We start from the raw sequence: 25075 nt of genomic DNA, 5'->3' as shown, positions 1-25075 counted from the left end.
TTCGCAGTGGCGGGCATGGCGGTTACATTGGGTCGTTACGGCGCAACAACTCATCGGGCAGATGCTCGATATATTCGTCTTCCGGCGGCGGCATCTGCAGGTGGTAGCCCTGCTCGTCGAGGTTGGCCAGCACCTTGTGGATGTCTTCGCGGGCCAGAACGCGCTCAGGCGTCAGCACCATCTCAAAGGCCAGGGCTGGAGGGCCGAAAGCCAGCAGCAGGTTTTCCGGCACGCGCTTGAGGCCATCGCTGCGCAGCACATAGAGGTACATCTCATTCTTGCGCGGGCTTTTATAGATTGAGCAGATACGTTTCACGCGGACTCTCCGGTTGCAGCCAGGCAATCAAGCAGCGCCTGACCCATCAATTCACGCCGCCAGCCGCGCAGCGACTCCGGCAGCTGATAAGGCCCTTTGGGATAGCCGGTTTTCAGCAAGGCTTCGAGGGTTTTCTTGCGCAACATCAGCTCCGGGGCGATGTTCAGGCGCTCGCCTTCACGTTGACCAATGGCACGCAGCTTTTTCAGCAGCGACGCGGCCTCAAGCGGCAAGGGCTCAGGCAACGCTTCGGGCCACATCTCAGGCGGGGTTGCGGCGGCTTGCTGGATCAATTGCAGAATAAAGTCGCCGTCCTGACGCACAGTTTTCGGGTGCATGTCCTCGATCCGCGCAAGCGCCACCAGGTTATCCGGCTGGGTGCGCGCCAGTGGCCACAACGAATGCTCACGGATAATCCGGTTACGCGGCTGGTTGCGTTTGCGCGCCTGCTCTTCACGCCAGGTGCACAGCGCTTTCAGCACGGCTAACTGCTGCCGGTTGAGTTTCCAGGCCAGCTTGGCTTCGCGGTAGGCCAGTTCTGGATCGACTTCGCGGTTGAGGTTGCTGACCAGCTCGGCGCCGTCTTCCAGCACCCAGGCGTATTTCTCGGCAGACAGCTGCGCCTTGAGCTGCGCATACACCTCGGCGAGGTGCAGCACGTCTTCAGCCGCATAGCTGACTTGGGTGGCCGACAACGGCCGCTGCAACCAATCGGAGCGGGTCTCACCCTTGGGCAACTCTATATTCAGCACCGCCTGCACCAAACGCGAATAGCCCATGGAGAAACCCAGATTGAGGTAGCCGGCCGCCAATTGGGTATCGAACAGCGGCGTAGGCAGGCTGCCGGTCAGGCGCAGAAAGACTTCCAGGTCCTCGCTGCAGGCATGCAGCACCTTGACCACGGCAGGGTCCTGCAACAGATCGGCAAAGGGCGCCCAGTCGCTTATCAGCAGTGGATCGATCAGGTAAGCCCGCTCGCCCTCGCTGACCTGCAGCAGGCCGGCAATCGGGTAAAAGGTGTCGACCCGCATAAACTCGGTATCGACCGCCACAAACGCCAGCGTGCGCCAGGTTGCACAATGCTGCGCCAGGCTGGCGTTATCACCAATCCACTGAATATCAATCGCCACACAGCTCTCCCATCAAGAATGCCGCGCAGTATATATGCCCAGGCACTGTGCCGGGCATTTGCCGGGCATTTGCCGGCCATTTACCCCCGGGGCGTCACAGATGCGAATGAACCCTGTAATCTGGCCGGCGCTTGCATCTGCTTAACTTCATCACAGGGAATAAAAAAATGAAGAAACTGCTTGGCCTGCTTGCGGCCTTGATTGCTGCGGCGGCGATCTACCTCGCCGTCACACCCAGTCCGATTGATCCACTGGCCTGGGAAGTCCCGGCCATCCCGCCGATGACCGGCGTACTCGAACCCAACGACACGCTGATGAAGGCCGAACTGCTCGGCCGTGGCCAGGTGCATGGCCCGGAAGACACCGCCGTAGATGCCCAGGGCCTGGTGTATGCCGGCCTGCATGACGGCAAGATCTTGCGCATCAAAGCCGATGGCAGCGTGGAAACCTTCGTCGACACCAAAGGCCGCCCGCTGGGCATGGACTTTGACGCCGCCGGCAACCTGATCGTCGCCGACGCTTACAAGGGCTTGCTGAGCATCGACGCCCAGGGGCAGATCAAGGTACTGACCACCGAAGCCGAGGGCGTCGCCTTCAAGTTCACCGACGATCTGGACATCGCCCGCGACGGCACCATCTACTTCAGCGATGCCAGCCAGCGCTTCGAACAACCCGACTATCTGCTCGACCTGCTCGAAGCCCGCCCCCATGGCCGCCTGCTCAGCTACAACCCGGCTACTGGCGAAACCAAGGTGCTGCTCAAGGACCTGTACTTCGCCAACGGCGTGGCGCTGTCGGCCAATGAAGACTTCGTGCTGGTTAACGAAACCTACCGCTACCGCATCACCCGTTACTGGCTGAGCGGCGAGAAGGCCGGCACCCACGACATCTTTATCGACAACCTGCCGGGCCTGCCGGACAACCTGCAAGGCGACCGCAACGGCACCTTCTGGGTGGCCCTGCCGACCCCGCGCAAAGCCGACGCCGACATGCTGCACCGCTCGCCCTGGGCAAAATCGCAGCTGGCTAAACTGCCGCGCGCCTTCTGGCCCAAGGCCGTGCCTTACGGCTTTGCCATCGCCCTCAATGAACAAGGCGAAATCACCCAGAGCCTGCACGACACCAGCGGCACCCACCTGCGCATGATCACCTCGGTCAAGCCGGTGGGCGATTATCTGTACTTCGGCAGCCTGGATAATGACCGGATCGGCAAGCTGAAAATCCGCTAGCCCTGATGGGCCCGCATCTAAGCTGCCTAACAGCTCAGTGCGGGCCCGTTTTCGCAAAAAAACCTGCCAAAAAACCCAGCCCAGCCTGTACGAAGACTGTTTTACTGATCTAAATCAGCGTCCGCCGTATGCCGAACTTTTGCCTGCTTAAATCACTGCTATCGTGATAATTCCCACCTTCTCTGCAGGCTTTTGTCATGGATATAAACGCCCTATTTTCTCAAGTTCACAGCTTGCCCTGCATTCCCAAAGTCGCTCAGGATCTGATCCAGCAGTTTGATAACCCCCACACCAGCCTCGACAGCATCGCCCGCAACATCTCCCTCGACCCAGTGATTGCCGCCAAGGTGCTGCGTTTGGCCAACTCCGCCCGCTTTCGCGGCGCACGCGAGTCCGCCAGCGTTGAGGATGCGGCCATGCGACTTGGCTTCAATACCTTGCGCACCCTGGTGCTGGCATCGGCGGTAACGGGTGCCTTCCAGGCGCCGCCGGGTTTCGACCTCAAAGGTTTCTGGGCACACAGCTTCCAAGTCGCCAGTATCAGTCGATTGCTGGCCAAAACCCGGGGTGTCGCCGTTGAAATCGCCTTTACCTGCGGCATGATGCACAACATCGGGGAACTGCTGATCCAGACCGGTGTGCCTGAGCTGGCAGAACGTCTTAACCAGAACGGCAAGGATGTGGGAGCAGCCCAGCGGGTGGCGTTGGAAACTCTGCAACTGGGCTTCGGCTTCCCTGAGGTGGGCGCTGAACTGGCTCGGCGCTGGCAGCTGCCGGAACTGATCCAGCATGCCATCGCCTACCAGAGCCGCCCTTTCCAAGCACCGGTAGACATGCCCTTGCCGCGCGTGCTGGCTCAGGCTGTATCGATTGCCGAGGCGCTGCGCGAACACCCGGGCGCCATGTCCAAAGCGGTGGACACGCTGCAAGGCCCGCTATTCGAAGGGCTGGATGTGCCAAGTCTGTTGGATGAACTGCCCGCTGTTCTGGATGCCGACAAAGGCTTTGCCGAGTTGCTTGGCTGATCCGAACACCACTGAGCGCCTGGCTGCGCTCAGTGGTGGCTACCACTACTTGCTGGCAATCCAGATGGTATGCCGGGTGCCCTTGTTGCCATGGGCATAAACCTGCACTTCTTCGACCTTGAAACCGGCCTTGCGCACTTTGTCACTGAACACCCGATCGGCACTGGCCGACCACACTGCCAGCACCCCTTTGGGCCTTAAGGCCTGGTAACAACGCTGCAGGCCCTGGGCCGAATACAGCCAACTATTGCGTTTCTGGGTCAGGCCTTCGGGGCCGTTATCGACATCCAGCATGATCGCGTCATAACGCTGATCAGCGTTCTTTAGGCAATTAGCCACGTCGTCCTGAATCACCCGGGTCCGCGGGTCGAGGATTGGATAGCCGGCCTTGGCACCCAGTGGACCGCGGTTCCATTCCACCACTCCTGGCACCAACTCAGCCACTTCCACCTCGGCGCTCTTGCCCAGATTCTGCAACGCGGCGGCCAGGGTAAAACCCATGCCCAGGCCACCGATCAGCACACGCGAATCCGGCCGACCGGCGACCTTCTTGCAGGGGATCGCCGCCAGGGCATCTTCAGAACCATGCATGCGCGTGTTCATCAATTGGCCGCCATCGCCGCCGGCAATCTTGATCACGAAATCCTCGCCGTACTCGAACAGGCATAAGGCACCTGAGCCATCAGGAATCGGGGCGGTATCGAGCAGTACAAAACGCTTCATGGGTCGCAGCAACCTGGGTCAGAACAAAACGGGCATGTAGCATGCCCATAAACCACCAAAGATGCAGCGCCCTGTCGGCAGAAATTCTTCTGCGCACGCGGTCTCGACAGCCCAACGCCAGGGTTTATGATGCCGGCTGCTCCTTTCCCTTTGCCCACAGGATGACTGGCATGCCCCTCGCCCAACTGATCAGTGCCGCACAGCTGCAGCAACGCCTTGATGAGCCCGACCTGCTGATTCTCGATTGCCGCTTTGCCCTGGATGATCTCGCCTACGGCCAACGTAGCTACACCGAAGGGCATATCCCCGGCGCGCAGTTTGCCGATCTGGAGCGCGACCTCTCCGGGCCGATCCATAAAGGCATCACCGGCCGTCATCCCCTGCCAGAATCCGCGCAACTGCTGCAGCGCCTGCGCGAATGGGGCCTGAACAATCACAGCGAAGTGGTGCTGTACGACGACGGTCCGGGTGCCTTTGCGGCACGTGCCTGGTGGCTACTGGCGTGGTTAGGCAAACGTGAGGGCGTTTACCTGCTTGATGGCGGCCTCAAAGCCTGGCGCGAAGCAGGCGGCGCCTTGACCCATGACCTACCTAAGCCAACGCCAGGGGCATTCAGTGGCAAAGCGGATACCCATTTGGTGGTCAGCGCCGCCCAACTGCAGCAGCGCTTGGGCGATCAGCAAATGACACTGCTGGATGCGCGTGGCCTGCCGCGCTTCAGGGGCGAAGTCGAACCGATCGACCCGGTCGCGGGACATATCCCCGGCGCGCAGTGCGCGGCGTTCACGGACAACCTCGACAGCGACGGCCACTTCCTCAGCGCAGAGCAGCTGCGTCAGCGCTTTGCATCACAACTCGGTGAGCGCCCGGCCAGTGAACTGGTGGCCTACTGCGGCTCCGGTGTGACAGCCTGCCATAACCTTTTTGCCCTGTGCCTGGCCGGCTACCCGCTGGCGCCCCTGTATGCCGGCTCCTGGAGCGAATGGATCACTGACCCTGCTCGTCCGGTGGCCACTGGCGACTGATTTCAGTTCAGGCTGGCTGGCCGCGCGCCTCATGCTCGCCAGCCGTGCTTAAGCACCAACTGGAATATAGGCAATAACCGAAAGCCGAAAACAATTTAAAAACAGCCCTTTACAGTAAAAAGGTCGCACTACACTTCAACTTGAGCGGCTAACCCCGTTCCCGGTGGGGCCTTTATCAGAATAAGTCGAAGCTGCCAGCGCCCCGGCCCCACCGGTCACTTTTCGCCGAGGGCTATATGGGAATTGCCGCCTGCGAGTTAAGTCAGTACGTCATCCGCCCGACCCTGCTTTACCTGGGCCGCCATTCCACCGCTGCCGAAGCCTTGTTACTGGGGGCCGCCGCCAGCCAATCCGGGCTTGGCTCTGTCTTAGATGACAAGCACGGTCATGGCCTCTACCGGATCGCCGCTCTGCGCCATCAACAGCTCTGGGATCAACACCTGGCGTTGGATCCGGACCTCGCCAGCCAAGTACGCGGTCTCGCCAGCCAGCATGCCTTCCTCGCTGCGCCGCACCTGGAACTGACCGTTAACCTGCGTTATGCCACAGCGATTGCCTGGATGCTGATCGAAGCTGAGCACCGCGAGCTGCCAGCCGCTGATGACCTGCTGGGTATGGCGCACGTTTGGCGCCGAGTGTTCAAACCGCACGGTCGCACTAAAGACTTTATCGCCGCCTGGCAACGCTGCATCGGCAGCCTCAGCCAAGTGGCTTGAAGCCAAACAGGCCAGAAGATTGTCTGACAACATCCACGCGGTTAGCAGAAAATAGCGTCATGATAAAGGCATAAAACCGCTCTATCTCGGGAACTTCAAAGGCTTGGCAAGGGTCATGGAAAGTTGCTAGTTTCCGCCCCCCGCTAAACCCTAGGAGTCCTCCGTGCCTAAAAGAGTCGTCAAGACCTGCCTGTCAATTGCCTTCATTTCTGCTGCCAGTCAAAGCGTTGCCGGTGGCTTTGCCATCAATGAGCAAAGCGTCAGCAGCATGGGCACCGCCTTTGCCGGCCGCTCCTCCTCTGCCGATGATGCCAGCACCGTATTCGGCAACCCCGCTGGCATGGCACGCATCAAGCGCGAACAAGTCAGCGGCGGCATTGCCCTGATCCACGCTAAAACCGATATCGACAACACCAGCGGTTCTGCACGCGGCAGCAATGACGGCGACATGGTGCCGTTTATCGGCGCGCCCATGGGCTATTACGTCAAACCGCTGGACGACAACTGGAGCTTCGGCCTGGGCCTGTACGTGCCCTTTGGCCTGGTGACCGACTATGAGCGCAGCTTCCAGGGTCGCTACCACGGTGACCGCAGTGAGGTGCGGGTGATTACCCTGCAGCCGACGTTGAGCTATCGCGTCAACGAGCAACTGTCGATCGGCTTCGGCCCAACCATCAACCGCATCGACGGCGAGCTGACTTCGGCCATCGATAACCCAGTGCCTGGCGCCAGTGACGGCAAGGTCGAAATCAAGGGCGATGACACCGCGCTGGGCTACAACCTCGGCGTACTTTTTGAAATCACCCCACAAACCCGCTTCGGCCTGACCTACCACTCCAAAGTGGACTACCGCCTGAAGGGTGACACCACAGTCTCTGGCCCAGGCGTTATTGCAACTTCGGCTGGCACCTACGATGCGTCACTGGAGCTGACCACTCCGGAGTCGGTGGATGTCTCCGTCACCCATGAGCTGAATGCCGACTGGACCCTCTACGCCGGCAGCACCTGGACGCGCTGGAGCCGTCTGGAAGAAATTCGCGCAAATAACAAAGGCGTGGGTGGCTTGCTGGCGGGCAAGCTCAGCAGCATCAGCGAACCGCAGAACTGGCACGACACCTGGGCTCACGCCGTAGGTGCTGCCTACAAGCTGAACCAGGAGTGGACCCTGCGCGCCGGCCTGGCCGTGGACCAATCCCCCACCAACAACACCGACCGTTCGCCGCGCATTCCTACTGGTGATCGCACCATCGTCAGCCTGGGCACAGCCTGGAGCCCGAATGATGACGTGACCATCGACCTGGCCTACTCCTACCTGACGGAAGACGACGCGCACATCGAGCGCGACGACTACAGCGCCACCTACAAAAACACCGCTCACGGCCTAGGCGCCCAGGTGACGTACCGCTTCTAAATCACCCTGCAGTTTGGGTTACACTCGCGCGGCGCACACAACAATAAGAAGAATGGTCTGGAACCGTTCTAACGTCGCGTAGCGACTGCCCGCGGGTGGCCGCCATGGATGGCAGGCCATGAAGCCGCCTGAGACAGCCCTGATGACCACACTCTGCACTGCCCTGCCCGAACAGCTCAGCCTGCTCTTGGTGGACGATCACCGTATTTTTCTTGATGGCCTCAGCCTGGCCCTCGGCCCACTCTGTGCCGACCTGCACATTCGCACCGCCGAATCCGCTGCCGCCGCCGAAGCCTGCCTGCAACACACCACCTTCGACCTGATTCTGCTTGACCTGCGCTTGCCCGACCTGCCGGGCCTGGAGTTACTGCAGCGTTGGCAACAGCAAGGCCGTATGACCCCGGTGGCAATCCTCAGCGCCAGCGATTCGAACCTGGATGCTCAAGCAGCCTTAGCCGCCGGTGCGCTGGGCTTTATTCCGAAAAGCGCCAATAGCGATGAACTGCGTCAGGCAGTAACCCGCGTACTGCTGGGTGAAACCCTGCCCGCACCGCAAACGGGCGACAAACCGCAGCTCACTCCACGGCAGATGGAAATCCTCCAGCTACTCGCCGAAGGCTTGCCAAACAAGTCGATCAGCCGTCAGTTGGGGGTCTCCGAGGACACGGTGAAAACCCACCTGAAATCACTGTTCCAGGAGTTTTCTGTGCACACCCGGACGGCTTGTGTCAGTGCGGCGCGGCAACGGGGCTGGCTCTGAGCTCTGCGGGCAACAGCACTGCCAGCGCTTGACGTAAACGGGCTGGCAACAGCGGCTTACCGAGCAAGGTGACATGGGCGCGGGTACAGCGCTCCTGCAGGTCAGCGCTGACATCGGCAGTAATCAGCAACGCTGGGAGCATGCGTCCGGCTTCTTCACGTAACCGCTCGATCACGCGCAAGCCGTCCTCGGTGGCGGCCAGGCGGTAGTCGCTAATCAGCACCTGCGGCTGCGCTTCACGCAAACACTGCATAGCCTCTGCGGGGTCGGCGCAGGCCCAGACATCACAGCCCCAGCGCTGCAACAAACCGGACAGGGCTTCACGCCCTGCGGCGTCGTCTTCCAGTAATAACACCCGCCCGCTCAATGCAGCGGCAATGGCTGCAGGCGGCTGCCACTCACCGGCTTCAGCTTGCGGCAGTTGCAGGATAAAACGCGCTCCGCCGCCAGGGCTTGAATCCAGCCGCAGCGGATGCCCTAGCAACTGCGCCAGTTGCTGAACGATGGCCAGACCCAGACCCAGGCCACGTTCGGCATTACGCCCAGGGTTATCCAGCTGGCGGAACTCTTCGAAGACCTGACTCTGTTCTTCTTCACTCAGGCCCTGGCCGTCGTCACCGACCTCCAGCTCCACTTCGCCCTGCTCAACACGGACATGCAGCCAGACTTGCCGTGCCTGGGCATGCCGCAAGGCGTTGCTCAGCAGATTGCGTAGCACGCGCTCGAGCAGCAGCGGATCACTGCGCACCCAGAGTTCCGCGCATTGCAGCTGCAGCTCGACACCCTGAGCATCGGCCTCGGCGCGGCTTTCACCACTCAAGCGCACCAGCAAGGGACGCAAGGCAAACACCTCCGGTTTGGCCTGCACGCCGCCGGGCAAGGTCAGGCGGGTGTAATCAAACAGCGACTGCAGCAGTCGACTGAGCTGCTCCACGGCAATGGCCAGGCGGCTGCTGATGCGGTGTACGTTGGGATCCTGATTTTGTTCCAGCAAGTGCTGGGCATACAGGCCCATCGCGTTGAGGGGCTGGCGCAGATCATGGCTGGCCGCTGCCAGCAGGCGCAGCTTACGCGCGTCGTCCGCTTCCGCACGCTGCCTCGCCAGATCGAGCAATCGCAGATTAAGCCAAGCACCGCGCTGGCCATGCTCTTGCAGGTACGCGCCGACACTGCCGATCAGGTTGGCGCAAAACAGAAACAACCCCTGGTAACCCAATGCCACGCTTCCACCCGTGACAACCCATCCCAGCCACAGAAACAACCCGCAGACGCCCCAGGACGCCAGGCTCACAGCACGAAACGAAACCCCCAACAACACGTAGCCAAACAGCAGCACCAGAAACAGCCCGTCATAGGGCATGGCCACACCCAGGCTCCAACACAGGTGAATAATCACCGCAACCGAAGCGCCATTGAGTGCATAGGCCGCCACATAAGCCAGCAAGGCGCGTCGCGGTGGCGTGTGCGGACGACGACAGTAGAAGAAGGCCAACAGCGCACCGCACATCCCCAACAACCGCATGGGCAAAGTTGCCAGGCTGGCGTTGAGGGGCAGTAACACCAGGTCAAGGGCGGTGTAGACCAGTTGGAAGATGACTGCCGTACTGATGATCAACAGCAGGCGGCGGCGAATACGCTGCACCCGATGGTCCAGAAACTCATCTTCCAGAACGCCAGTAAAGCGCAGCCGCCGGTAACCACGCCGCTGCTGGGCCAATAGGAGCGACTCCTGACGCTCCAGGCTCATGCCTTACAACTCGGGGGATTGATTTTCCTGCTGCTTGGCGGCGATGGCGTCATAGGTTTCCACCCGGTGCTGATCTTCGGCGCTGAACAGGCGCTGACGTAACCGTTGCTGCTCCTGCTGCTGATCCGTAGCACTGAGGCCATTGGCCTGCAACGCGGCAAGTTCCTGCTGGTAGGTGGCATAACGCTGTTGCCAGGCGCGCTCATTGCGCTGTTCGTCGAGTACACTCTCGACCGTGGGCGGATCATAGGTCAAGGCAAGCAGCTGGCGCACCTGCTCTTCACTGGCGCCGTCTTGCCAGAGCTTGTCGGTCTGAACTTGTAGCGCTTGCGCCTGCGCCTGGCGCTCCTCACTGGCGCGCATGGCCTCGGGCAGCTGCGCACGCAGACGCTCTTGCGCCTGAGCCTTGGCGTGCTCACTGAGATCAGTACGGGCCATCAGGGCCAGATTATCCAGGGTGTAGCGGCCATAAGCCTCTTCCGCACCAAACAGGGCCTCGGCAGCGGCACTGGAAAAATGCGCCCGGCGTAACTCGGCAAGCTGTTCAAAAGCCCGCTGTAACGCAACGAGTTGGCCATCTGGGGTGCTTTGCTGGGCCGTGCTCAAGGGCTGTTGCAGTAACGCCAGGCTGGCGCGTTTGTAATCCATGTAGTCGCCGAGCAGGCCAATAAACTGGCCAAGGGCAGGCTCCGGCAAACGCCCGCGGGCGTCGGCCAGCATTGCTTCGACCACCGTTTCCAACCCAGCCTGATCCGCGGCGCTAAGGAAGTAATCCAGATAATCGCGCAGCGCCAGGTTCAGCTGCAGATTGCCGGCGCTGTCGGCCTTGAGTTCACCATCCACCTCCGTGTCCTGCAAACCCGGCAGGCTGGTCGGCGCACGAGGCAATGAGCGCTCTGATTTAACGAGGGGTAACTGAGAGGGGGTGACAACAGCTACAGGCGCCGAAGCAGTGACCGGCATAGCCGTCGCACCGGGTGAGGCAGCATCTGGCCACTGCCAATACAGCGTAAAGCCGGCAACGCTGCCGGCCAGGAGTAAAAGAGGAACCGTTGAACGTAACGACAGGGCCATATGACCTCCAAAATGCGGGCTGCAGGACGCAGCCCGCTGAGGTGACGGTCAGACGCCTTTGCTTTTCAGGCGGTTGGCATGTTGGCGGTACAGCGAAACTGGATCGGTCCAGCCACGTACGCCGAACAGGTGATTGATCGCATCCACATGGTTCATGTTGTAACCATCACCAATGACCTGCCCCAGGTAAGTTGAACAGACGCCAACCAGGCCGTCGTTCTTCTCGCTGCCAAACGCCAGGCCGGTGATGGCCAGAAACGGATCAACCGCATCAAAGACGTTGGTGTACGGGGTATTACCGGTCCATGAGTAGTAACGAATGTTGTGCCCGCGCACGTTGTGCACTTCGGTGGACTTGGCGCAGTAGCTGCTGCTGTTCACGCCCCATGGGTGACGGCCATTGAGTGCCGTGGTGCCTGCGGTGGTGAGCGTCTTCAGGGCCGCCAAGCCGTTCTGCGGGTTGTTGTTACCCGACAGCAGGTTGATCAACGAACCGATGGCGTTGGCCAGGCCATTGGCCCCACCTTCGATGGCGCTGTTCGCCGGGATCACACCGCGCAGCACGTCGGCCACTTTCGAGCCTTTATTAACGCCATTGACCGAGGTCACCGACGCCACCAGATCCGGACGTAACGAAGCGGCTACGCGCGAGGTTGGCGACCCCTGGCTATGACCAATCAGGTTGACCTTGCCGCCATTGGCGCTGGCCCACGGCACAATCTGCTGCGCCAGAGAGGCGCCACGTTGCTCACTGTCATTGAGCGCAGAAACACTGGCCACATAGACCTTTGCGCCATCGCGCTCAAGGTTCCAGGGGATGGTGTGGAAGTAGTTGATCAGACCGCCGATGGTGTCAAAGCCGGTCACCCCGTGCACCAGCACGATTGGGTATTTGGTCTTGGTGTAGTTGGCCTGAGCCTCAACCGCGCCGACCAGGGCGCATACAGCTAGAGCAGAAGTAATAACGCGACGCATGGGTGCCTCCTTATTTTTCTTGTTGGCACGCCGGGAGAACTGCGTCCGGCGTATTCACAACTTTAAGGAGGTACTGCGGTGTGGACTATCGCCCAGATGGGTGAGGCACTCACCCATCTGGGTCTCAGCGCTGCGAAGCGATTGCCTGCTCGACGGCGGCCAGGAATGCCGGATCATCCGGTGTGGTGCTGCTGGGAAAGCTGGCGATCACCTTGCCCTTAGCATCGATTACATACTTGGAAAAATTCCAGCGTGGCGCCTGGCTTTGTGCGGCCAACTCTTTGAACAGCGGCAGCGCCTCACTGCCCGTCACACGTTGAGTTTCACTCATGGGGAAGGTCACGCCGTAATTGACATAACAGACCTTCGCCGTTTCTTCGCTGTTGTCGGATTCCTGACGAAAATCATCAGAAGGCACGCCAAATACCTGTAAACCTTGAGCTTTGTAGCGTTGATAGAGCGCTTCAAGGCCTTTGAACTGCGGCGTAAACCCACAGAAGCTGGCGGTATTGACCACCACCAACGGTTTACCGGCAAACTGTGCACACAGATCTATACGTTCCTCGCTGCGCAACTTCTGTACTTCGCCTTGCAGTAACGCCGGGCACTCATCAGCCTGCGCAGGGATGACCCAGGTACTCAGCAAAGCGACAACCAGCAGGGTAAAACGCCACATCCGAATCACTTTGAACCCCTTTCACGACGCCGTAATTGCTTTAACACACACCCAAACCCAGCTGCAGAAAAGCCAGGCCACTTTGTAACCAACCCCACCAGGCCAGGCCCAAAGCCAACATGCCGCCCATCACCAGCGCGGTATTCCAACCGTAATCGGTGTTCATGCATTCGCCTCCTGTTGTTGCAAGCGCGCCACGGGCAACTCACGTACTGGCCAGTTGAGTGCGGCGGCCAGCAAACTCAGCAGCACGGCAATCTGCCAAACCAGATCATAACTGCCGGTGTGGTCATACAGATAGCCGCCCATCCAACCGCCGAGAAACGCCCCTAGCTGGTGGAACAGAAACACAATACCACCGAGCATCGACAGGTTGCGTACACCAAACATCGTCGCCACCGTGCCATTGGTCAACGGCACCGTCGACAACCACAGCAAGCCCATGGCCACACCAAAGGCGTAGGCACTCCACACAGTCAGCGGCGTCACGATAAACGCCACTATCACCACCGCACGGGCCAGATACAGCGCACTGAGCAGGCGCGGCTTGGACATCCGTCCGCCCAGCCAACCGGCAATGTAAGTGCCAAAGATATTGAACAAACCGACCAGCGCCAGCACTGTGGTGCCGACCAGCGCAGGCAGGTGCTGATCGACCAGATAAGCCGGCAAATGCACGCCGATAAACACCACCTGAAAACCGCAGACGAAAAAGCCCAGCGCCAACAGCCAGAACCCGGAATGGCTGCAGGCCTCGCGCAAGGCCTCGCCTAGGGTTTGCTCTTGGCCGGTGAGCGGCAGTGGCGTGTCCTTGAGCATGGCTGCCAGCGGTATGATCAGGGCCACCAACAGGCCCAGCGCCATCAGCGCTACCGACCAACCGAGCCAGCTAAGCAGGCCCAGGGTGCCAGGAAGCATGACGAACTGGCCAAAGGAGCCCGCCGCCGCCGCGATGCCCATGGCCATGCTGCGTTTTTCCGTCGGTACGGCGCGACCCACTGCACCGAGAATCACCGAGAACGAAGTGCCGGACAAACCAATACCGATCAGCAACCCGGCGCTCAGCGACAGGCTCAGAGGCGAGTCAGCCAGGCCCATGCAACCGAGGCCAATGGCATACAGAATGCCGCCGACAATTACCGTGCGTTTGGCACCGAAGCGGTCAGCCAGGGCGCCGGTAAAGGGCTGCGTCAAGCCCCATATCAGGTTCTGTAAAGCGATGGCGAAGGCGAACACCTCACGCCCCCAACCGAACTCGGCGCTCATCGGCGGCAGGAACAAGCCAAACCCATGGCGAATACCCAGTGACAGCGCCAGCACCAGCGATGCGCCCAGCATTAACCAGCCACTGGTGCGCCATAACGAAGTCATACGGTGTCCTATGCGGGGTCTGGCCCGCTCTCGATAAATCGGCAAGATGACGCAGGTATATACCCCTACCCGCGCGGGCAACAGCTACAGCTGCTCGGCAATCCGGTGTTACAGATTGCACGCTGAATTGACCATGCCGACAAGCCGACCATCGGCTAATCGAACCGCAGCGGTGCGTCACTGGCGCGCTGAGCAAAAAACTGCAGCAACGCATCGTGGTAATGGCTGTACACCTCGGGCGGCAGCCAGCGTTGGTAGATCGCCAGGGTACTGGCGGGCGCGGCGGAAACCTCGCGAATCGCCTGATCAAGGCGCCGAGCCATCTGCGCCCCCCATGGTGTGCGCGAGCAATAGATGCCCACCGTCACCAGTTCAGCGTTCTCGCGCAGCGGTACGCTGACCAGCGCATCACTGAGACTGAAATGGCGCATTACCTCGGTGTAGATCACGGGGTAATCGAAGACATAATCAAGACGGTGATGGCTGACCATCAGCAGCAAATTCTCGCCGGCCAGGCTACCGCCTAGCTCAGGGATTCGGCCTTCGGCGTGCGCTTTAAGTAGGCGATCACGAATCGGCGCGGGATAGACGCGACTCTTGGCCAGAGCCCCTCGCAAATAAGGATTACCGAATAGCCAGTCAAGGCTGACCTGACCGTCTTCGATCAGCAGTTGATCCAGGGTTTGCCTGCGTACCAGCACATGGATCGGTGTACTCGCCACATAGGGTACGAAGTAACCCAACTGGTCGCGTTCGGGGCTCTGCAGCTGGCCACTGCTGCACAGTTCACCCTGTTCGCTCATGCGTTGTTCAACCCGAGCCATGGGTAAAACCTCATAACGCATCTGCAACTCGGGTAGACGGGCGGCCAGCAGTTGCATGACCTCGTACAGCACGCCATCAACCACCTCACCGTCACGCACATTGAAGGCGCCGGGTATCGGTACAACGCCCCACACCAGCTCCTCAGCCTGAGTGGCACCCGCACAGGGCACTATCCCAAGCAGTGCCGTCACCAGCGTCGAGTAAAGCAACCTACGCCCCATGTTCATCCCTGCTGTGTCTTGCTGTCCTTACACGCTAGCAGGCCAACGCCACCAACACCGCGCACTCGGCGATTTCCAGCAGAGCTCCGGCGGTATCACCGGTGGTGCCATCCAAACGTTTGAGCATCAAGCTGCGCAGCCAGATAAACACGCCCCCTGCCACCAGCAAGGCGAGCAAAGCCGACCATCCAAACAACAACAACATGGCCAGCACATTGGCAACCAATACCCAAGGCAGTTGTCGGCGCGGCAGATGCTCGGCCAAGGCCTGACCGAGGCCACCGGCGCGCACATAGGGTGTGGTCATAAATAGCAGCGGCAATAGACAACGCGCCAGCCAAGGCACCAGCAGCAACAGCAATCCGCCACCGCTCTCCAGCAAGGCCACCAGCGCGGCGAACTTGAGCAGCAACAGCAGCACCAGCACCACCACTGCGATCGGTCCGCTGCGAGGGTCTTTCATGATCGCCAGGGTGCGCTGCTTATCGCCAAAACCACCGACCCAGGCATCGGCACTGTCGGCCAGGCCATCCAGGTGCAAGCCGCCGCTGATACCCACCCACAGCGCCAGCAATAACGCCGCCTGCAGCAACACCGCGCTATCGCCCAGCAAGTGTTGCGCGGCGAGCAGCAACAGGCCGATCAGCAGCCCCACCAGCGGATAGAACAACAGCGAGCGGCCGACCTGCTCAGGCGTCGGCATGCCAGCCAGGGTCACTGGCAAACGGGTGAGAAATTGCAGGGCAATCCACCAGGGCGTCATGCGCGCTCCCACAGCTCGCCTTGTTCATCCAGGCACAGTTGATAGCGCTCGGCATGGCCCACAGCAACCTGCAGCAGATCATTGCGCGGCAAGCCACGGGCACGCGCCAGCAGCAGGCGAATCACCCCACCATGGGTGACCAGCAACAAGCGCTCGCCGGCATACCGGGCCTGCAAGCGTTGCAAGGCACTCAGTATCCGCGCCTCGAAGGCCAGCAAGGTCTCGCCTTCGGGCGGGGTGAAACCATAGGGATCGTTCCAGAAACGGCCCAACTCTTCTGCGTTGGTCTGCATCAGCTCGGCGGTACTGCGCCCTTCCCACACGCCGAAATGCAGTTCCTGCAGATCAGGCTCCAGACTGAGTGGCACGCCATGCTGCGTGGCCAGCTCTTCGGCAAAGCGCGCGCAGCGCTGCAAGGGCGAGCTGATCAAACGGTCCCAGCGGCTGCCGTCAGCCACCGCCGCGCGCAGCTGCGCCCAACCGGTTTCGGTCAGGGCATCGTCGAGGCTACCGCGCAGGCCGCCGCCCAGTTCGGTTTCACCGTGACGCAGCAGTTCCAGATAGACCGTCATAGCGGACGCTCGGCTACCGCCGCCTCGGCAAAGGTGGCCATGTCGTTGTGCAGGCTGCAGGCCAGTTGCAGCAGTGGCACCGCCAAGGCCGCGCCACTGCCCTCACCCAGACGCAGGCCCAGATCAAGCAGCGGCTCGGCCTGCAGCGCCTTGAGCACCCGCTGATGGCCGGGCTCAGCGCCGCTGTGAGCAAACAACAGCCAGTCGCGGCAAGCCGGATTCAGGCGCACCGCCATGAGCGCGGCCACGCTGCAGATAAACCCATCCACCAGTGCAGTGATACCCCGCTGCGCGCAAGCCAGATAAGAGCCGCTCAGCGCCGCAATCTCAAAGCCGCCGAGGCGCTGCAGGATATCGATGGGTTCGCTGATCGCCGGGCGATGCAAGGCCAGGGCTGCCTCGATGACCTTGGCTTTATGCGCCACACCCGCGCTATCCAGGCCGGTGCCGGGGCCGACCAACTCTTGCGCCGGACACTCCAGCAGCAGGCAGGCCATGGCTGTGGCGGCAGTGGTATTGCCGATGCCCATCTCGCCGCCGATAAACAGCTGGCTGCCAGCTTCACCGGCACGCTGCACGCTGGCTTGGCCGGCAGCCAGGGCCTGCAGTAACTGCGCGGCAGTCATCGCCGGGCCTTGGACGAAATTCTGCGTACCTTCACCGAGATGCAAATGACGCACGCCGCGCAGCGGTTCCAACGGCAGCGCGGTACCCAGGTCGATCACCTCAAGCGTCGCGCCCAATTGTTTGGCCAGTACGCTGATCGCCGCACCTCCATTGACGAAGTTGCGCAGCATCTGCCCGGTGACGGCTTGAGGGAATGCCGAAACCCCTTCAGCGACCACACCATGGTCACCGGCAAAAATGCTGATCCACAGCCGGTCGACCTGCGGCCGCTGGCTGCCTTGCATGGCCGCCAGCTCAATCGCCAGCTGCTCCAGCTGGCCGAGGGAGCCGGCCGGCTTAGTCAGCTGCTGCTGCCGCGCCTCGGCGGTGTTGCGCGCAGGCCTGTCCAACGCCTGACAGCCCTGCTGCCACCATTGCTCACTCACAGCGCCTCTCCTTTGAGAACCATCGGCAGACCCGCCACGGTAAACACCACACGCTCACAGCGTTCGGCCAGGGCCTGGTGCAACCAGCCGGCCTCATCAACATAACGCCGGGTCAGCTCGCCCAGCGGCACCACGCCCAGGCCGGTCTCATTGCTGACCAGCAGAAGCCGCCCCGGCAAGTCGCTGAGGCAATCCAGCAACGCATCGCGCTCGGCGCTCAGGCGCGCCGGATCATCGAGCATTAACAGGTTGGTCAGCCACAGCGTCAGGCAATCGACCAGCAGGCACGTGTCGGCACCCGCCTGTTCGCGCAGCACTCGGGCCAGAGCCACAGGCTCTTCCACCAGTCCCCAGTGCGCAGGGCGACGCGCACGGTGCTGCTGAACCCGTACACTCATCTCGCCATCGAGCGGCTGACTGGTGGCGATATAAGTCACGGCCAGGCCGGATTCGGCCGCCAAACGCTCGGCGAGACGACTTTTGCCAGAGCGGGCACCGCCGAGAATCAGTTCATGCATGACCTACTCCACATAACTCGCGCAGCCGGGCCGTATCCAGATGCGCCTCGACCAGATCGGCCAGGCGCTCGATATCACGCTCACGCAGGGCGTGGTAATCCACCGATTGCACGTCACGCAGCCCCGCCCAGCGCAGCAAGGCGCTGCAAGCCTCCGGGGTTTCAAACAGGCCATGCAAATAGGTGCCGAGCACCTGGCCATCCGCGCTAAGCGCGCCGTCGCTGCGACCATCATCGAGGCGCACAGCCGCATTCAACCCCTGGCCAGAGCTGACCCCAGCATGAATTTCGTAGCCACTGACCGGGGCATTTTCCAGACACAGCTGGCCGCGTACATTACGCAGCTGCTTCTCCGGTTCCAGCACCGTGCGAAAATCCAGAAGCCCCAGCCCAGGGCTGGAACCCGCTGCGCCTTCCAGCCCGTGCGGGTCGTCAATCTGCGTGCCAAGCATCTGCAGCCCGCCGCAGATACCCAGCAGCTTGCCGCCATAGCGCAGATACTTATCGATAGCCGCCGGCCAACCCTGCTCACGCAGAAAAGCCAGATCGCTGCGTACGCTTTTCGAGCCGGGCAGGATAATCAGGTCGGCCGCAGGAATGGCCTGGCCCGGGCCGACAAAGGTCAGCTCGACCTGCGGATGCAGGCGCAGCGGATCGAAATCGGTGTGGTTGCTGATGCGGGGCAACACCGGTACCACCACCTTGATCCGCTCGGCCGTCTTGGCGCTCTGGCGAATATCAATGGCGTCCTCGGCCTCCAGATGGAAATCCATCAGATAAGGCAATACGCCCAGTACCGGTTTGCCGGTGCGCTGCTCCAGCCAATCCAACCCCGGTTGCAGCAGAGCGATATCACCGCGAAAGCGGTTGATCACAAAACCCTGGACCCGCGCCTGCTCGCTCTCGGAAAGCAACGCCAGGGTGCCGACCAGATGGGCAAACACCCCGCCCTTGTCGATATCGGCAATCAGGATCACCGGGCAATCCACCGCCTCGGCAAAGCCCATATTGGCGATATCGCCGGCGCGCAGGTTGATCTCCGCTGGCGAACCGGCGCCCTCCACCATCACCACCGGATAAGTGGCGCTCAGACGCTGGTGCGACTGCAGCACCGCCTGCATCGCCACCTTTTTGTAATCGTGGTACGCCACGGCATCCATGCTGCTCAGGGCGCGGCCGTGGATGATCACCTGGGCGCCGGTGTCGCTATTGGGTTTGAGCAGCACCGGGTTCATATCGGTATGCGGCGCCAGCCCGGCGGCCTGGGCCTGTACTGCCTGGGCGCGACCGATTTCGCCACCATCGGCGGTGACCGCTGAGTTGAGCGCCATATTCTGCGGTTTAAACGGCACCACGCTAACGCCCTGGCGCTTGAGCCAGCGGCACAGTGCGGTGACCAGGGTGCTTTTGCCGGCATCGGAGGTGGTGCCCTGCACCATCAGTGTGCTCATGTCAGCTCTCCAGCGAAGACCGCCAGCGCCTGCTGCAAACGCTGCCAGCCGGCTTCATCCGGTGGTAAACCAAAACGCAGGCTCAGCGGCTTTTCAAACAGGCGGGTAAGAATGCCTTGCAGGGCGAGAAACTCATGCAGCAAGGCGGCCTGCGGTGTGCAACAGAACTGGAACAACGCGCAACCGCCTGTGGGGCTGAAACCATGCGCAGCCAACAGTGCCGCCAGACGTTCACCATCGGCGAGCAACCGCTCACGTTGCGCCTGCTGGCCAGCCATGTCCTGCAACAACGCCGTGGCCACCACGCGGCTCGGTCCGCTGATAGCCCAAGGGCCGAGCAATTCGGCCAGTTGCGCCAGCAGCTGCGGTTGCGCCAGGACAAAACCCAGACGAATGCCCGCCAAACCGAAAAACTTGCCAAACGAGCGCAGCACGATCAACCCGGGCAACTCACTGAACGCCGCCAGGCTGAACGCCGGCGCGCAATCGATAAAGGCCTCGTCCACCACCAGCCAGCCGCCCCGCTCGGCCAACCGCCGATGCCACTCCAGCAAGCGTGCAGGTTCAATGCAGCGGCCGGTAGGGTTATTCGGGTTGACCAGCAACAGCACATCGATGCGCTCCAGCGCCCGCTCGATGGCCCCTTCGCTGAGTTCCAGCAAACGATGCCCTTCGCGCTGCCAGGCCGCCGCATGCTCGGCATAAGCGGGTGAAACAATGCCCACAGTAACGTGCCGCAGCAGACGCGGCAGCCCCTGAATGGCGGCTTGCGAACCCGCCACCGGTAGCAGGTTGGCGACGCCGTAGTAATCGCGCGCCGCTATTTCCAGGCCGTCCTGCTGCTCGGGCAAGCGTGTCCAGGCACTGGACGGGATGGCGGGCAAGGGCCAGCCATAGGGCGCAATTCCGGTGGACAAATCCAGCCACTCCGCCAGGGCTATGCCATAACGCAGCGAGGCTGCGCGTAGCCGGCCACCATGTTCAAGCATAAGCAAGCCCCCACAGCACTAGCAGCGCCAGCCACAGCAGCACGCCGCCGTAGACCAGATTGACTGCCCGTTCGATATCCCGCGCCCGGGGCGGCGGCCCCGCACCCAGATCAGGCCGCACATGCACCTCACCGTGATATTCCGCCGCGCCGCCCAGGCTGACGCCCAAGGCTCCAGCACCCGCGGCCATCACGGGGCCAGCATTTGGGCTGTCCCACAGCGGCGCCTGAGTGCGCCAGCAACGCAGCGCCAACAGGGTTTTACCCAGCAACGCGTAGGTCAGGGCGACCAGCCGCGCAGGCAGGTAATTGAGTGCATCGTCGATCTTCGCCGCGGCCCAGCCGAAGCGTTCAAAGCGTTCATTGCGATAGCCCCACATGGCGTCCAGGGTATTGCTCAGGCGGTACAGCACCACGCCCGGCGCACCGGCAATAACAAACCAGAACAGCGCAGCGAACACCGCGTCGCTGCCGTTTTCCAACACCGACTCGCTGCCCGCACGGGCCACGCCCGTGGCATCCAGCTGCGCGGTATTGCGGCTGACCATATAGCCAACCCGCTCGCGGGCCAGGCGCAAATCTCCCAGACGCAGCGCCTGCGCCACTGGCATGGCATGCTCGCCCAGGCTTTTCAGACCCAGGGCGGCATACAAGGCCATGATCTCCACCGCCCAACCCAGCCCGCTGATCTCACTCAACAGCCAGGCCAGCAGGGTCAGCGGCAACACCGCCAGGCACCAGGCGCTGACGCCATGGCTGCGCCAACCGCCGCCCGCCGGATTGAAGCGTTGCTCGATACGCTCGGCCATACGACCAAAGGCCACCAGCGGGTGCCAGCCCTTGGGTTCGCCAAAAATCGCATCCAGAACGACCCCGGCGCAGGTACTCAGCACCAGGCTCATGGCGTGCCCCACTGATTCTCGAACAGCAACTCGCTGAGCGGCCGAGGCTCAGCCCACCCCTGCTGCACCAGCATCGGCGCCTCATAGAATTCCGTCACCGGTCCCAGGCACAGCACCGCCAATGGCTTACTGCCGGTCGGCATATTGAGCACATCCGCCAGGGCCTGGGGCTCGAACAGCGACACCCAGCCCATGCCCAAACCCTCTGCGCGGGCCGCCAGCCAGAGGTTCTGAATCGCGCAAGCCAGGGATGCCAGGTCCATCTCCGGCAAGGTGCGGCGGCCAAACACATGAGCCTCACGCCCCTCCATCAGGGCCACCACCAACAGTTCGGCGCAGTCGCGAATACCCTCGACTTTCAACCGCATAAATTCATCGCTGCGCTCACCCAACGCCTCGGCGGTGCGCGTGCGCTCCTCCTCTACCAGGCCGTGGATCGCTTCGCGCAAGGCCGGACGGGTGATGCGAATAAATCGCCAGGGCTGCATCAAGCCCACGCTGGGCGCCTGATGTGCGGCTTCGAGCAAGCGCGCGAGCAACTCGGGAGCCACCTCGCCACCGCTGAAATGGCGCATATCGCGGCGCTCAGCGATGGCGCGGTACACCGCCGCACGCTCTTCGGGACTGAAAGCCTGCTCGCTCATGCCGGCGCACCGGGACAAAACAGTGCAGCAGCGGCAACCGGGTCGGACGGCAGATAGAAGTGAATATAGGAGGCGGTCATCCGCCCCTGACGATAGACCGCCTCACTGGTGCGCTTGTAGTTCGGGCACTCACCACGGGTCAGTGGTTGCAGTTCACTGCTGAGCGCCGAGTAGTGGAAGCTATGGCCGCGCAGCAGCCCTTCCGGCAGCTCAGCCTGTTGCAGAGCCATGGCGGTCATGCGTGGTTGCAGGGTCGCCTCGCCGTTTAACAAACCGAGCATCTGCCCGCTGGCGCCCTGCTTGTCGGTCAGTTTGTCGAGCAGGTAAAGCATGCCACCGCACTCGGCGTGGATCGGTTTGCCTGCCTCATGGTGAGCGCGGATTGCCTCGGCCATGGCCTGGTTGGCTTCAAGCGTGGACAGGTGCAACTCCGGGTAACCGCCTGGCAGGTACAGGCTGTCGATATCCGGTAACTGTTCATCTGTAAGCGGCGAAAAGAACGCTAATTCAGCGCCCAGCTCGCGCAGCAAATCGAGGTTGGCCTGATAGAGAAAGGCAAAAGCGCTGTCGCGCGCTACGCCAATGCGTACGCCCTTAAGCAACGGCGCGGGCCTGGCCTGTTCGGGCGCAGCGAAGCTGACTGGCGGCGGCAGACTGGTATCGGCACTGGCAGCCAAAGCATCGGCGGCGGCGTCCAGACGGGCATCCAGGTCGAGCAGTTCGCCCGCCTGAACCAGGCCGAGATGGCGGCTCGGTAAACCGACCTCGGCGCTGCGTGGTAATGCGCCGTACCAGCGGATCGAGGCCGGCAGCGCATCACGCAGGATCTCGCCATGTCGCGTGCTGCCGACCCGATTGCCGAGCACCCCGGAGAACGGCAGATCAGGCTGAAAGGTTGCCAGGCCATGGGCCATGGCGCCGAAGGTCTGCGCCATGGCCGAACCGTCAATCACCGCCAGCACCGGCACGCCAAAGTGCCGGGCCAGGTCGGCTGCCGAAGGCGTGCCATCGAACAGGCCCATCACCCCTTCAATCAGAATCAGGTCGGCTTCACCCGCCGCCTCCCAGAGCAGACGACGGCTCTCGGCTTCACCGACCATCCACAGGTCGAGCTGATACACCGGCGCACCGCTGGCGCGAGCGAGAATCATCGGGTCAAGAAAATCCGGGCCGCACTTGAACACCCGCACGCGCTTGCCCTGGCGTGCATGCAAGCGCGCCAAGGCTGCGGTGACCGTGGTTTTACCCTGACCGGAGGCCGGTGCAGCGATCAATAACGCGGGGCAAGAGTGGGCGCTGTTCAAAACTCCACGCCCTTCTGCGCCTTAACCCCGGCCTTGAACGCATGCTTGACCAGGCTCATCTCGGTCACGGTATCCGCTGCCTCGATCATCCCCGGCAACGCGCCACGACCGGTTACCACCACATGCTGTAGCAGCGGCCGCGCTTCGATGTCGGCGAGCACCGCGTCGAGTTCCAGATAACCGTACTTCAGGGCGATATTCAGCTCGTCGAGCACCACCAGACCGATGGCCGGGTCATTCAGCAGCTGCGCCGCCACCGTCCAGGCTTCGCGCGCCTTGTCGATATCACGCTGGCGATCCTGGGTCTCCCAGGTAAAGCCTTCGCCCATCACGTGGTAGCTGACTTCATCGGGAAAACGGCGAAAGAAGGCTTCTTCGCCTGTGCTGGCTGCACCCTTGATAAATTGCACCACGCCCACTTTGAGGCCGTGGCCCAGGGCGCGGGCAACCATGCCGAAGGCGCTGCTGCTCTTGCCCTTGCCATTACCGCTGTGCACCAGCAGCAGGCCGTACTCATCCTGGGCCTGGGCAATCTTTTCATCGATAAGGGCTTTCTTGCGGGCCATGCGCGCCTTGTGCCGGGCGTCACGTTCAATCGATTCAGTCATCGCATGCTCCACCGCCACAGGGCGATCTGGCTGGAAAAAGCATGCGGGGATAGGGAAAGCGCGGGCCTGCGCACAGCGCACACCACACGCCAGCCATCGCCCTCCGCGATGCCGTGGACTGCAGCAGGCCGGTCTCCGGGCTTGTGAGCGAGCCGAATGGCTCACGACCGCACCTTCCCATGCATCACGCACAGTGGTTCTTGCGGCGTTTGACTCACTTACCGTTGCGGGGGCAGCGTCGGAATTGCTGGCGTTCACACGCACAGCGCACCGACTTCCCTGTTTCACCCCGCACACGCAATGCGTTGGGGGCACCTGCTACAAGGCGCGAAGGTTAGAGAGTTCATGATTAAGCGTCAAACGAATGCGCCATTTGGCGCAGACTGCTTAAGCCACCAGGGTTACTTGGCCTGACACTTCATCTCGGGCGAGCCATAGCCCCACACCACGGTCGCCTCCCCCTGGTGCTCCCAGAATGATTCATTGCGCCCCTGATATTTGCTGCCGCTGGCTGCAGGCTGCTGATACATCAACGACACGCTGTCAGCAAACTCGGCCAGCAGGGTCTCAGGCTCGGTGGGGTAGTAGGTGACGATGACTTCCTTGGCCGGCAGGTCATCGCATTGAAAACGCACCGGACCGGTCCCTTTCAGTAAAGCGTAGCGCGCCTGCAATTCGGCAATCCGCAGGCGATAGCTCTCGGCTACACACTGCTCACGGTCAGCGGCCTTCCAGCAGTCATTGCGGCCTTTTATCCAACCTCTCTGCTCAGCCTTGAGTACAGGAGGATGCTGGTTTGCGGCCTTGGCCGAAGCCTGCTGATAAACACTCGCCATTTTCTGATCAAGTTCGGCCAGAGCAGGCGTCTGACAAATCAGCTCCTCGATACTGCCAGCCGCTACCTTGATACAGCTGAACGATGGCTCAGCCGCCTGCAGGGTCGCTAACGGCAGACCGAGCAGAGCCAAAAGGGCAAAACGCTTAGGGGTGAACATGCTGATTCCTCATCCGCTATCCGTTGGTTTTTACTAGCCGTATCCAGACTTACAT

Annotated in this window: 27 protein-coding genes and 1 riboswitch; of the genes, 6 read left to right on the top strand and 21 right to left on the bottom strand. The window is 61.7% G+C overall.

Going from position 1 to position 25075, the window contains the following annotated elements; genetic code table 11:
* Nucleotides 1–22: 22 nt before the first annotated feature.
* Together CUR33_RS14635 and rnd are read right to left on the bottom strand one after the other, a co-directional pair.
* Nucleotides 23–316 (bottom strand): YcgL domain-containing protein, encoded by a 294-nt coding sequence (locus tag CUR33_RS14635; protein WP_090253148.1) that lies wholly within the window; start codon nucleotides 314–316, stop codon nucleotides 23–25.
* A complete protein-coding gene (rnd, locus tag CUR33_RS14630) occupies nucleotides 313–1446 on the bottom strand; it encodes a ribonuclease D (protein ID WP_289240119.1) in 1134 nt (377 codons plus the stop codon). The genes CUR33_RS14635 and rnd overlap by 4 nt, the downstream gene beginning before the upstream one ends.
* A 167-nt stretch (nucleotides 1447–1613) precedes the next feature.
* Here rnd and CUR33_RS14625 point away from each other — a divergent pair, with 167 nt between their 5' ends.
* A complete protein-coding gene (locus CUR33_RS14625; protein WP_289240118.1) occupies nucleotides 1614–2675 on the top strand; it encodes an SMP-30/gluconolactonase/LRE family protein in 1062 nt (353 codons plus the stop codon).
* Nucleotides 2676–2872: 197 nt separating this feature from the next.
* Nucleotides 2873–3700 carry an HDOD domain-containing protein gene (locus CUR33_RS14620; RefSeq protein ID WP_160087346.1) on the top strand — a complete coding sequence of 276 codons (828 nt, stop codon included), beginning with the start codon at nucleotides 2873–2875 and terminating at the stop codon, nucleotides 3698–3700.
* A 45-nt stretch (nucleotides 3701–3745) separates the two neighbouring features.
* Here the strand turns inward: CUR33_RS14620 and CUR33_RS14615 are convergent, their stop codons facing one another.
* Nucleotides 3746–4423 (bottom strand): spermidine synthase, encoded by a 678-nt coding sequence (locus tag CUR33_RS14615; protein ID WP_160087348.1) that lies wholly within the window; start codon nucleotides 4421–4423, stop codon nucleotides 3746–3748.
* Nucleotides 4424–4593: 170 nt separating this feature from the next.
* Between CUR33_RS14615 and CUR33_RS14610 the strand changes: the two genes are divergently transcribed.
* The 4 genes from CUR33_RS14610 to CUR33_RS14595 all read left to right on the top strand — a co-directional run bounded on the left by CUR33_RS14610 (nucleotide 4594) and on the right by CUR33_RS14595 (nucleotide 8335).
* Nucleotides 4594–5448, top strand: coding sequence for a sulfurtransferase (locus tag CUR33_RS14610; protein WP_289240117.1), 855 nt, complete (start codon nucleotides 4594–4596; stop codon nucleotides 5446–5448).
* 236 nt (nucleotides 5449–5684) lie between these two features.
* A complete protein-coding gene (locus CUR33_RS14605; protein WP_282876142.1) occupies nucleotides 5685–6164 on the top strand; it encodes a hypothetical protein in 480 nt (159 codons plus the stop codon).
* Between the two features lie 163 nt (nucleotides 6165–6327).
* Entirely contained in the window at nucleotides 6328–7575 is a 1248-nt protein-coding gene (locus CUR33_RS14600; protein WP_289240116.1) for an OmpP1/FadL family transporter, read from the top strand.
* 118 nt (nucleotides 7576–7693) lie between these two features.
* Nucleotides 7694–8335: a response regulator transcription factor gene (locus CUR33_RS14595; protein WP_170048763.1), complete on the top strand. Its 642-nt coding sequence runs from the start codon at nucleotides 7694–7696 to the stop codon at nucleotides 8333–8335.
* On the opposite strand, the gene CUR33_RS14590 is transcribed toward CUR33_RS14595, so the two are convergent.
* From CUR33_RS14590 to CUR33_RS14505, 18 genes are all read right to left on the bottom strand, one after another.
* Complete coding sequence (locus CUR33_RS14590) at nucleotides 8304–10082, bottom strand: hybrid sensor histidine kinase/response regulator (protein WP_289240115.1); 1779 nt, start codon at nucleotides 10080–10082, stop codon at nucleotides 8304–8306. The genes CUR33_RS14595 and CUR33_RS14590 overlap by 32 nt on opposite strands.
* A 3-nt stretch (nucleotides 10083–10085) precedes the next feature.
* Nucleotides 10086–10970, bottom strand: coding sequence for a lipase secretion chaperone (locus CUR33_RS14585; RefSeq protein ID WP_289240114.1), 885 nt, complete (start codon nucleotides 10968–10970; stop codon nucleotides 10086–10088).
* A gap of 234 nt (nucleotides 10971–11204) precedes the next feature.
* Nucleotides 11205–12131 carry an esterase/lipase family protein gene (locus CUR33_RS14580; RefSeq protein ID WP_090253124.1) on the bottom strand — a complete coding sequence of 309 codons (927 nt, stop codon included), beginning with the start codon at nucleotides 12129–12131 and terminating at the stop codon, nucleotides 11205–11207.
* 124 nt (nucleotides 12132–12255) lie between these two features.
* Nucleotides 12256–12807 (bottom strand): glutathione peroxidase, encoded by a 552-nt coding sequence (locus CUR33_RS14575; protein WP_282876146.1) that lies wholly within the window; start codon nucleotides 12805–12807, stop codon nucleotides 12256–12258.
* 40 nt (nucleotides 12808–12847) lie between these two features.
* Nucleotides 12848–12973, bottom strand: a complete 126-nt coding sequence (locus tag CUR33_RS14570; RefSeq protein ID WP_256665152.1) for a hypothetical protein — start codon at nucleotides 12971–12973, stop codon at nucleotides 12848–12850.
* On the bottom strand, nucleotides 12970–14178 hold the full coding sequence (locus CUR33_RS14565; RefSeq protein ID WP_289240113.1) for an MFS transporter: 1209 nt from the start codon (nucleotides 14176–14178) through the stop codon (nucleotides 12970–12972). Before CUR33_RS14565 ends, CUR33_RS14570 begins: the two co-directional genes overlap by 4 nt.
* A 155-nt stretch (nucleotides 14179–14333) precedes the next feature.
* Entirely contained in the window at nucleotides 14334–15224 is an 891-nt protein-coding gene (locus tag CUR33_RS14560; protein ID WP_289240112.1) for a hypothetical protein, read from the bottom strand.
* Nucleotides 15225–15258: 34 nt separating this feature from the next.
* Nucleotides 15259–15987: an adenosylcobinamide-GDP ribazoletransferase gene (locus CUR33_RS14555; RefSeq protein ID WP_289240111.1), complete on the bottom strand. Its 729-nt coding sequence runs from the start codon at nucleotides 15985–15987 to the stop codon at nucleotides 15259–15261.
* Nucleotides 15984–16559, bottom strand: a complete 576-nt coding sequence (gene cobC / locus CUR33_RS14550) for an alpha-ribazole phosphatase family protein (RefSeq protein WP_289240110.1) — start codon at nucleotides 16557–16559, stop codon at nucleotides 15984–15986. Before cobC ends, CUR33_RS14555 begins: the two co-directional genes overlap by 4 nt.
* Nucleotides 16556–17611, bottom strand: coding sequence for a nicotinate-nucleotide--dimethylbenzimidazole phosphoribosyltransferase (cobT, locus tag CUR33_RS14545; protein ID WP_289240109.1), 1056 nt, complete (start codon nucleotides 17609–17611; stop codon nucleotides 16556–16558). Before cobT ends, cobC begins: the two co-directional genes overlap by 4 nt.
* Nucleotides 17608–18129, bottom strand: coding sequence for a bifunctional adenosylcobinamide kinase/adenosylcobinamide-phosphate guanylyltransferase (gene cobU / locus CUR33_RS14540; RefSeq protein ID WP_289240108.1), 522 nt, complete (start codon nucleotides 18127–18129; stop codon nucleotides 17608–17610). Before cobU ends, cobT begins: the two co-directional genes overlap by 4 nt.
* Entirely contained in the window at nucleotides 18122–19579 is a 1458-nt protein-coding gene (locus CUR33_RS14535; protein ID WP_289240107.1) for a cobyric acid synthase, read from the bottom strand. Before CUR33_RS14535 ends, cobU begins: the two co-directional genes overlap by 8 nt.
* Entirely contained in the window at nucleotides 19576–20568 is a 993-nt protein-coding gene (gene cobD / locus CUR33_RS14530) for a threonine-phosphate decarboxylase CobD (RefSeq protein WP_289240106.1), read from the bottom strand. Before cobD ends, CUR33_RS14535 begins: the two co-directional genes overlap by 4 nt.
* Entirely contained in the window at nucleotides 20561–21469 is a 909-nt protein-coding gene (gene cbiB / locus CUR33_RS14525; protein WP_289240105.1) for an adenosylcobinamide-phosphate synthase CbiB, read from the bottom strand. The genes cobD and cbiB overlap by 8 nt, the downstream gene beginning before the upstream one ends.
* Nucleotides 21466–22113 carry a 5,6-dimethylbenzimidazole synthase gene (gene bluB, locus CUR33_RS14520; RefSeq protein WP_289240104.1) on the bottom strand — a complete coding sequence of 216 codons (648 nt, stop codon included), beginning with the start codon at nucleotides 22111–22113 and terminating at the stop codon, nucleotides 21466–21468. The genes cbiB and bluB overlap by 4 nt, the downstream gene beginning before the upstream one ends.
* On the bottom strand, nucleotides 22110–23417 hold the full coding sequence (locus CUR33_RS14515) for a cobyrinate a,c-diamide synthase (protein WP_289240103.1): 1308 nt from the start codon (nucleotides 23415–23417) through the stop codon (nucleotides 22110–22112). The genes bluB and CUR33_RS14515 overlap by 4 nt, the downstream gene beginning before the upstream one ends.
* A complete protein-coding gene (cobO, locus tag CUR33_RS14510) occupies nucleotides 23414–24025 on the bottom strand; it encodes a cob(I)yrinic acid a,c-diamide adenosyltransferase (protein WP_090253090.1) in 612 nt (203 codons plus the stop codon). Before cobO ends, CUR33_RS14515 begins: the two co-directional genes overlap by 4 nt.
* 109 nt (nucleotides 24026–24134) lie before the next feature.
* Nucleotides 24135–24359: riboswitch (cobalamin riboswitch) on the bottom strand.
* 67 nt (nucleotides 24360–24426) lie between these two features.
* A complete protein-coding gene (locus CUR33_RS14505; RefSeq protein ID WP_289240102.1) occupies nucleotides 24427–25020 on the bottom strand; it encodes an MliC family protein in 594 nt (197 codons plus the stop codon).
* Nucleotides 25021–25075: the final 55 nt, after the last annotated feature.

The organism is Pseudomonas sp. FEMGT703P, assembly GCF_002786345.1.
GTDB lineage: Bacteria > Pseudomonadota > Gammaproteobacteria > Pseudomonadales > Pseudomonadaceae > Aquipseudomonas > Aquipseudomonas peli.
Note: the sequence above shows the minus strand (reverse complement) of the source record. Positions and strands in the feature narration are given on the sequence as shown.

Excerpts from the sequence above, each read along its gene's own strand:
- CUR33_RS14625 (WP_289240118.1), top strand. The coding sequence starts at position 1,614 with ATGAAGAAACTGCTTGGCCTGCTTGCGGCCTTGATTGCTGCGGCGGCG.
- CUR33_RS14620 (WP_160087346.1), top strand. The coding sequence starts at position 2,873 with ATGGATATAAACGCCCTATTTTCTCAAGTTCACAGCTTGCCCTGCATT.
- CUR33_RS14615 (WP_160087348.1), bottom strand. The coding sequence starts at position 4,423 with ATGAAGCGTTTTGTACTGCTCGATACCGCCCCGATTCCTGATGGCTCA.
- CUR33_RS14610 (WP_289240117.1), top strand. The coding sequence starts at position 4,594 with ATGCCCCTCGCCCAACTGATCAGTGCCGCACAGCTGCAGCAACGCCTT.
- CUR33_RS14605 (WP_282876142.1), top strand. The coding sequence starts at position 5,685 with ATGGGAATTGCCGCCTGCGAGTTAAGTCAGTACGTCATCCGCCCGACC.
- CUR33_RS14595 (WP_170048763.1), top strand. The coding sequence starts at position 7,694 with ATGAAGCCGCCTGAGACAGCCCTGATGACCACACTCTGCACTGCCCTG.
- CUR33_RS14590 (WP_289240115.1), bottom strand. The coding sequence starts at position 10,082 with ATGAGCCTGGAGCGTCAGGAGTCGCTCCTATTGGCCCAGCAGCGGCGT.
- CUR33_RS14580 (WP_090253124.1), bottom strand. The coding sequence starts at position 12,131 with ATGCGTCGCGTTATTACTTCTGCTCTAGCTGTATGCGCCCTGGTCGGC.
- CUR33_RS14575 (WP_282876146.1), bottom strand. The coding sequence starts at position 12,807 with ATGTGGCGTTTTACCCTGCTGGTTGTCGCTTTGCTGAGTACCTGGGTC.
- CUR33_RS14570 (WP_256665152.1), bottom strand. The coding sequence starts at position 12,973 with ATGAACACCGATTACGGTTGGAATACCGCGCTGGTGATGGGCGGCATG.
- CUR33_RS14565 (WP_289240113.1), bottom strand. The coding sequence starts at position 14,178 with ATGACTTCGTTATGGCGCACCAGTGGCTGGTTAATGCTGGGCGCATCG.
- CUR33_RS14560 (WP_289240112.1), bottom strand. The coding sequence starts at position 15,224 with ATGGGGCGTAGGTTGCTTTACTCGACGCTGGTGACGGCACTGCTTGGG.
- CUR33_RS14555 (WP_289240111.1), bottom strand. The coding sequence starts at position 15,987 with ATGACGCCCTGGTGGATTGCCCTGCAATTTCTCACCCGTTTGCCAGTG.
- cobC (WP_289240110.1), bottom strand. The coding sequence starts at position 16,559 with ATGACGGTCTATCTGGAACTGCTGCGTCACGGTGAAACCGAACTGGGC.
- cobU (WP_289240108.1), bottom strand. The coding sequence starts at position 18,129 with ATGCATGAACTGATTCTCGGCGGTGCCCGCTCTGGCAAAAGTCGTCTC.
- CUR33_RS14535 (WP_289240107.1), bottom strand. The coding sequence starts at position 19,579 with ATGAGCACACTGATGGTGCAGGGCACCACCTCCGATGCCGGCAAAAGC.
- cobD (WP_289240106.1), bottom strand. The coding sequence starts at position 20,568 with ATGCTTGAACATGGTGGCCGGCTACGCGCAGCCTCGCTGCGTTATGGC.
- cbiB (WP_289240105.1), bottom strand. The coding sequence starts at position 21,469 with ATGAGCCTGGTGCTGAGTACCTGCGCCGGGGTCGTTCTGGATGCGATT.
- bluB (WP_289240104.1), bottom strand. The coding sequence starts at position 22,113 with ATGAGCGAGCAGGCTTTCAGTCCCGAAGAGCGTGCGGCGGTGTACCGC.
- cobO (WP_090253090.1), bottom strand. The coding sequence starts at position 24,025 with ATGACTGAATCGATTGAACGTGACGCCCGGCACAAGGCGCGCATGGCC.
- CUR33_RS14505 (WP_289240102.1), bottom strand. The coding sequence starts at position 25,020 with ATGTTCACCCCTAAGCGTTTTGCCCTTTTGGCTCTGCTCGGTCTGCCG.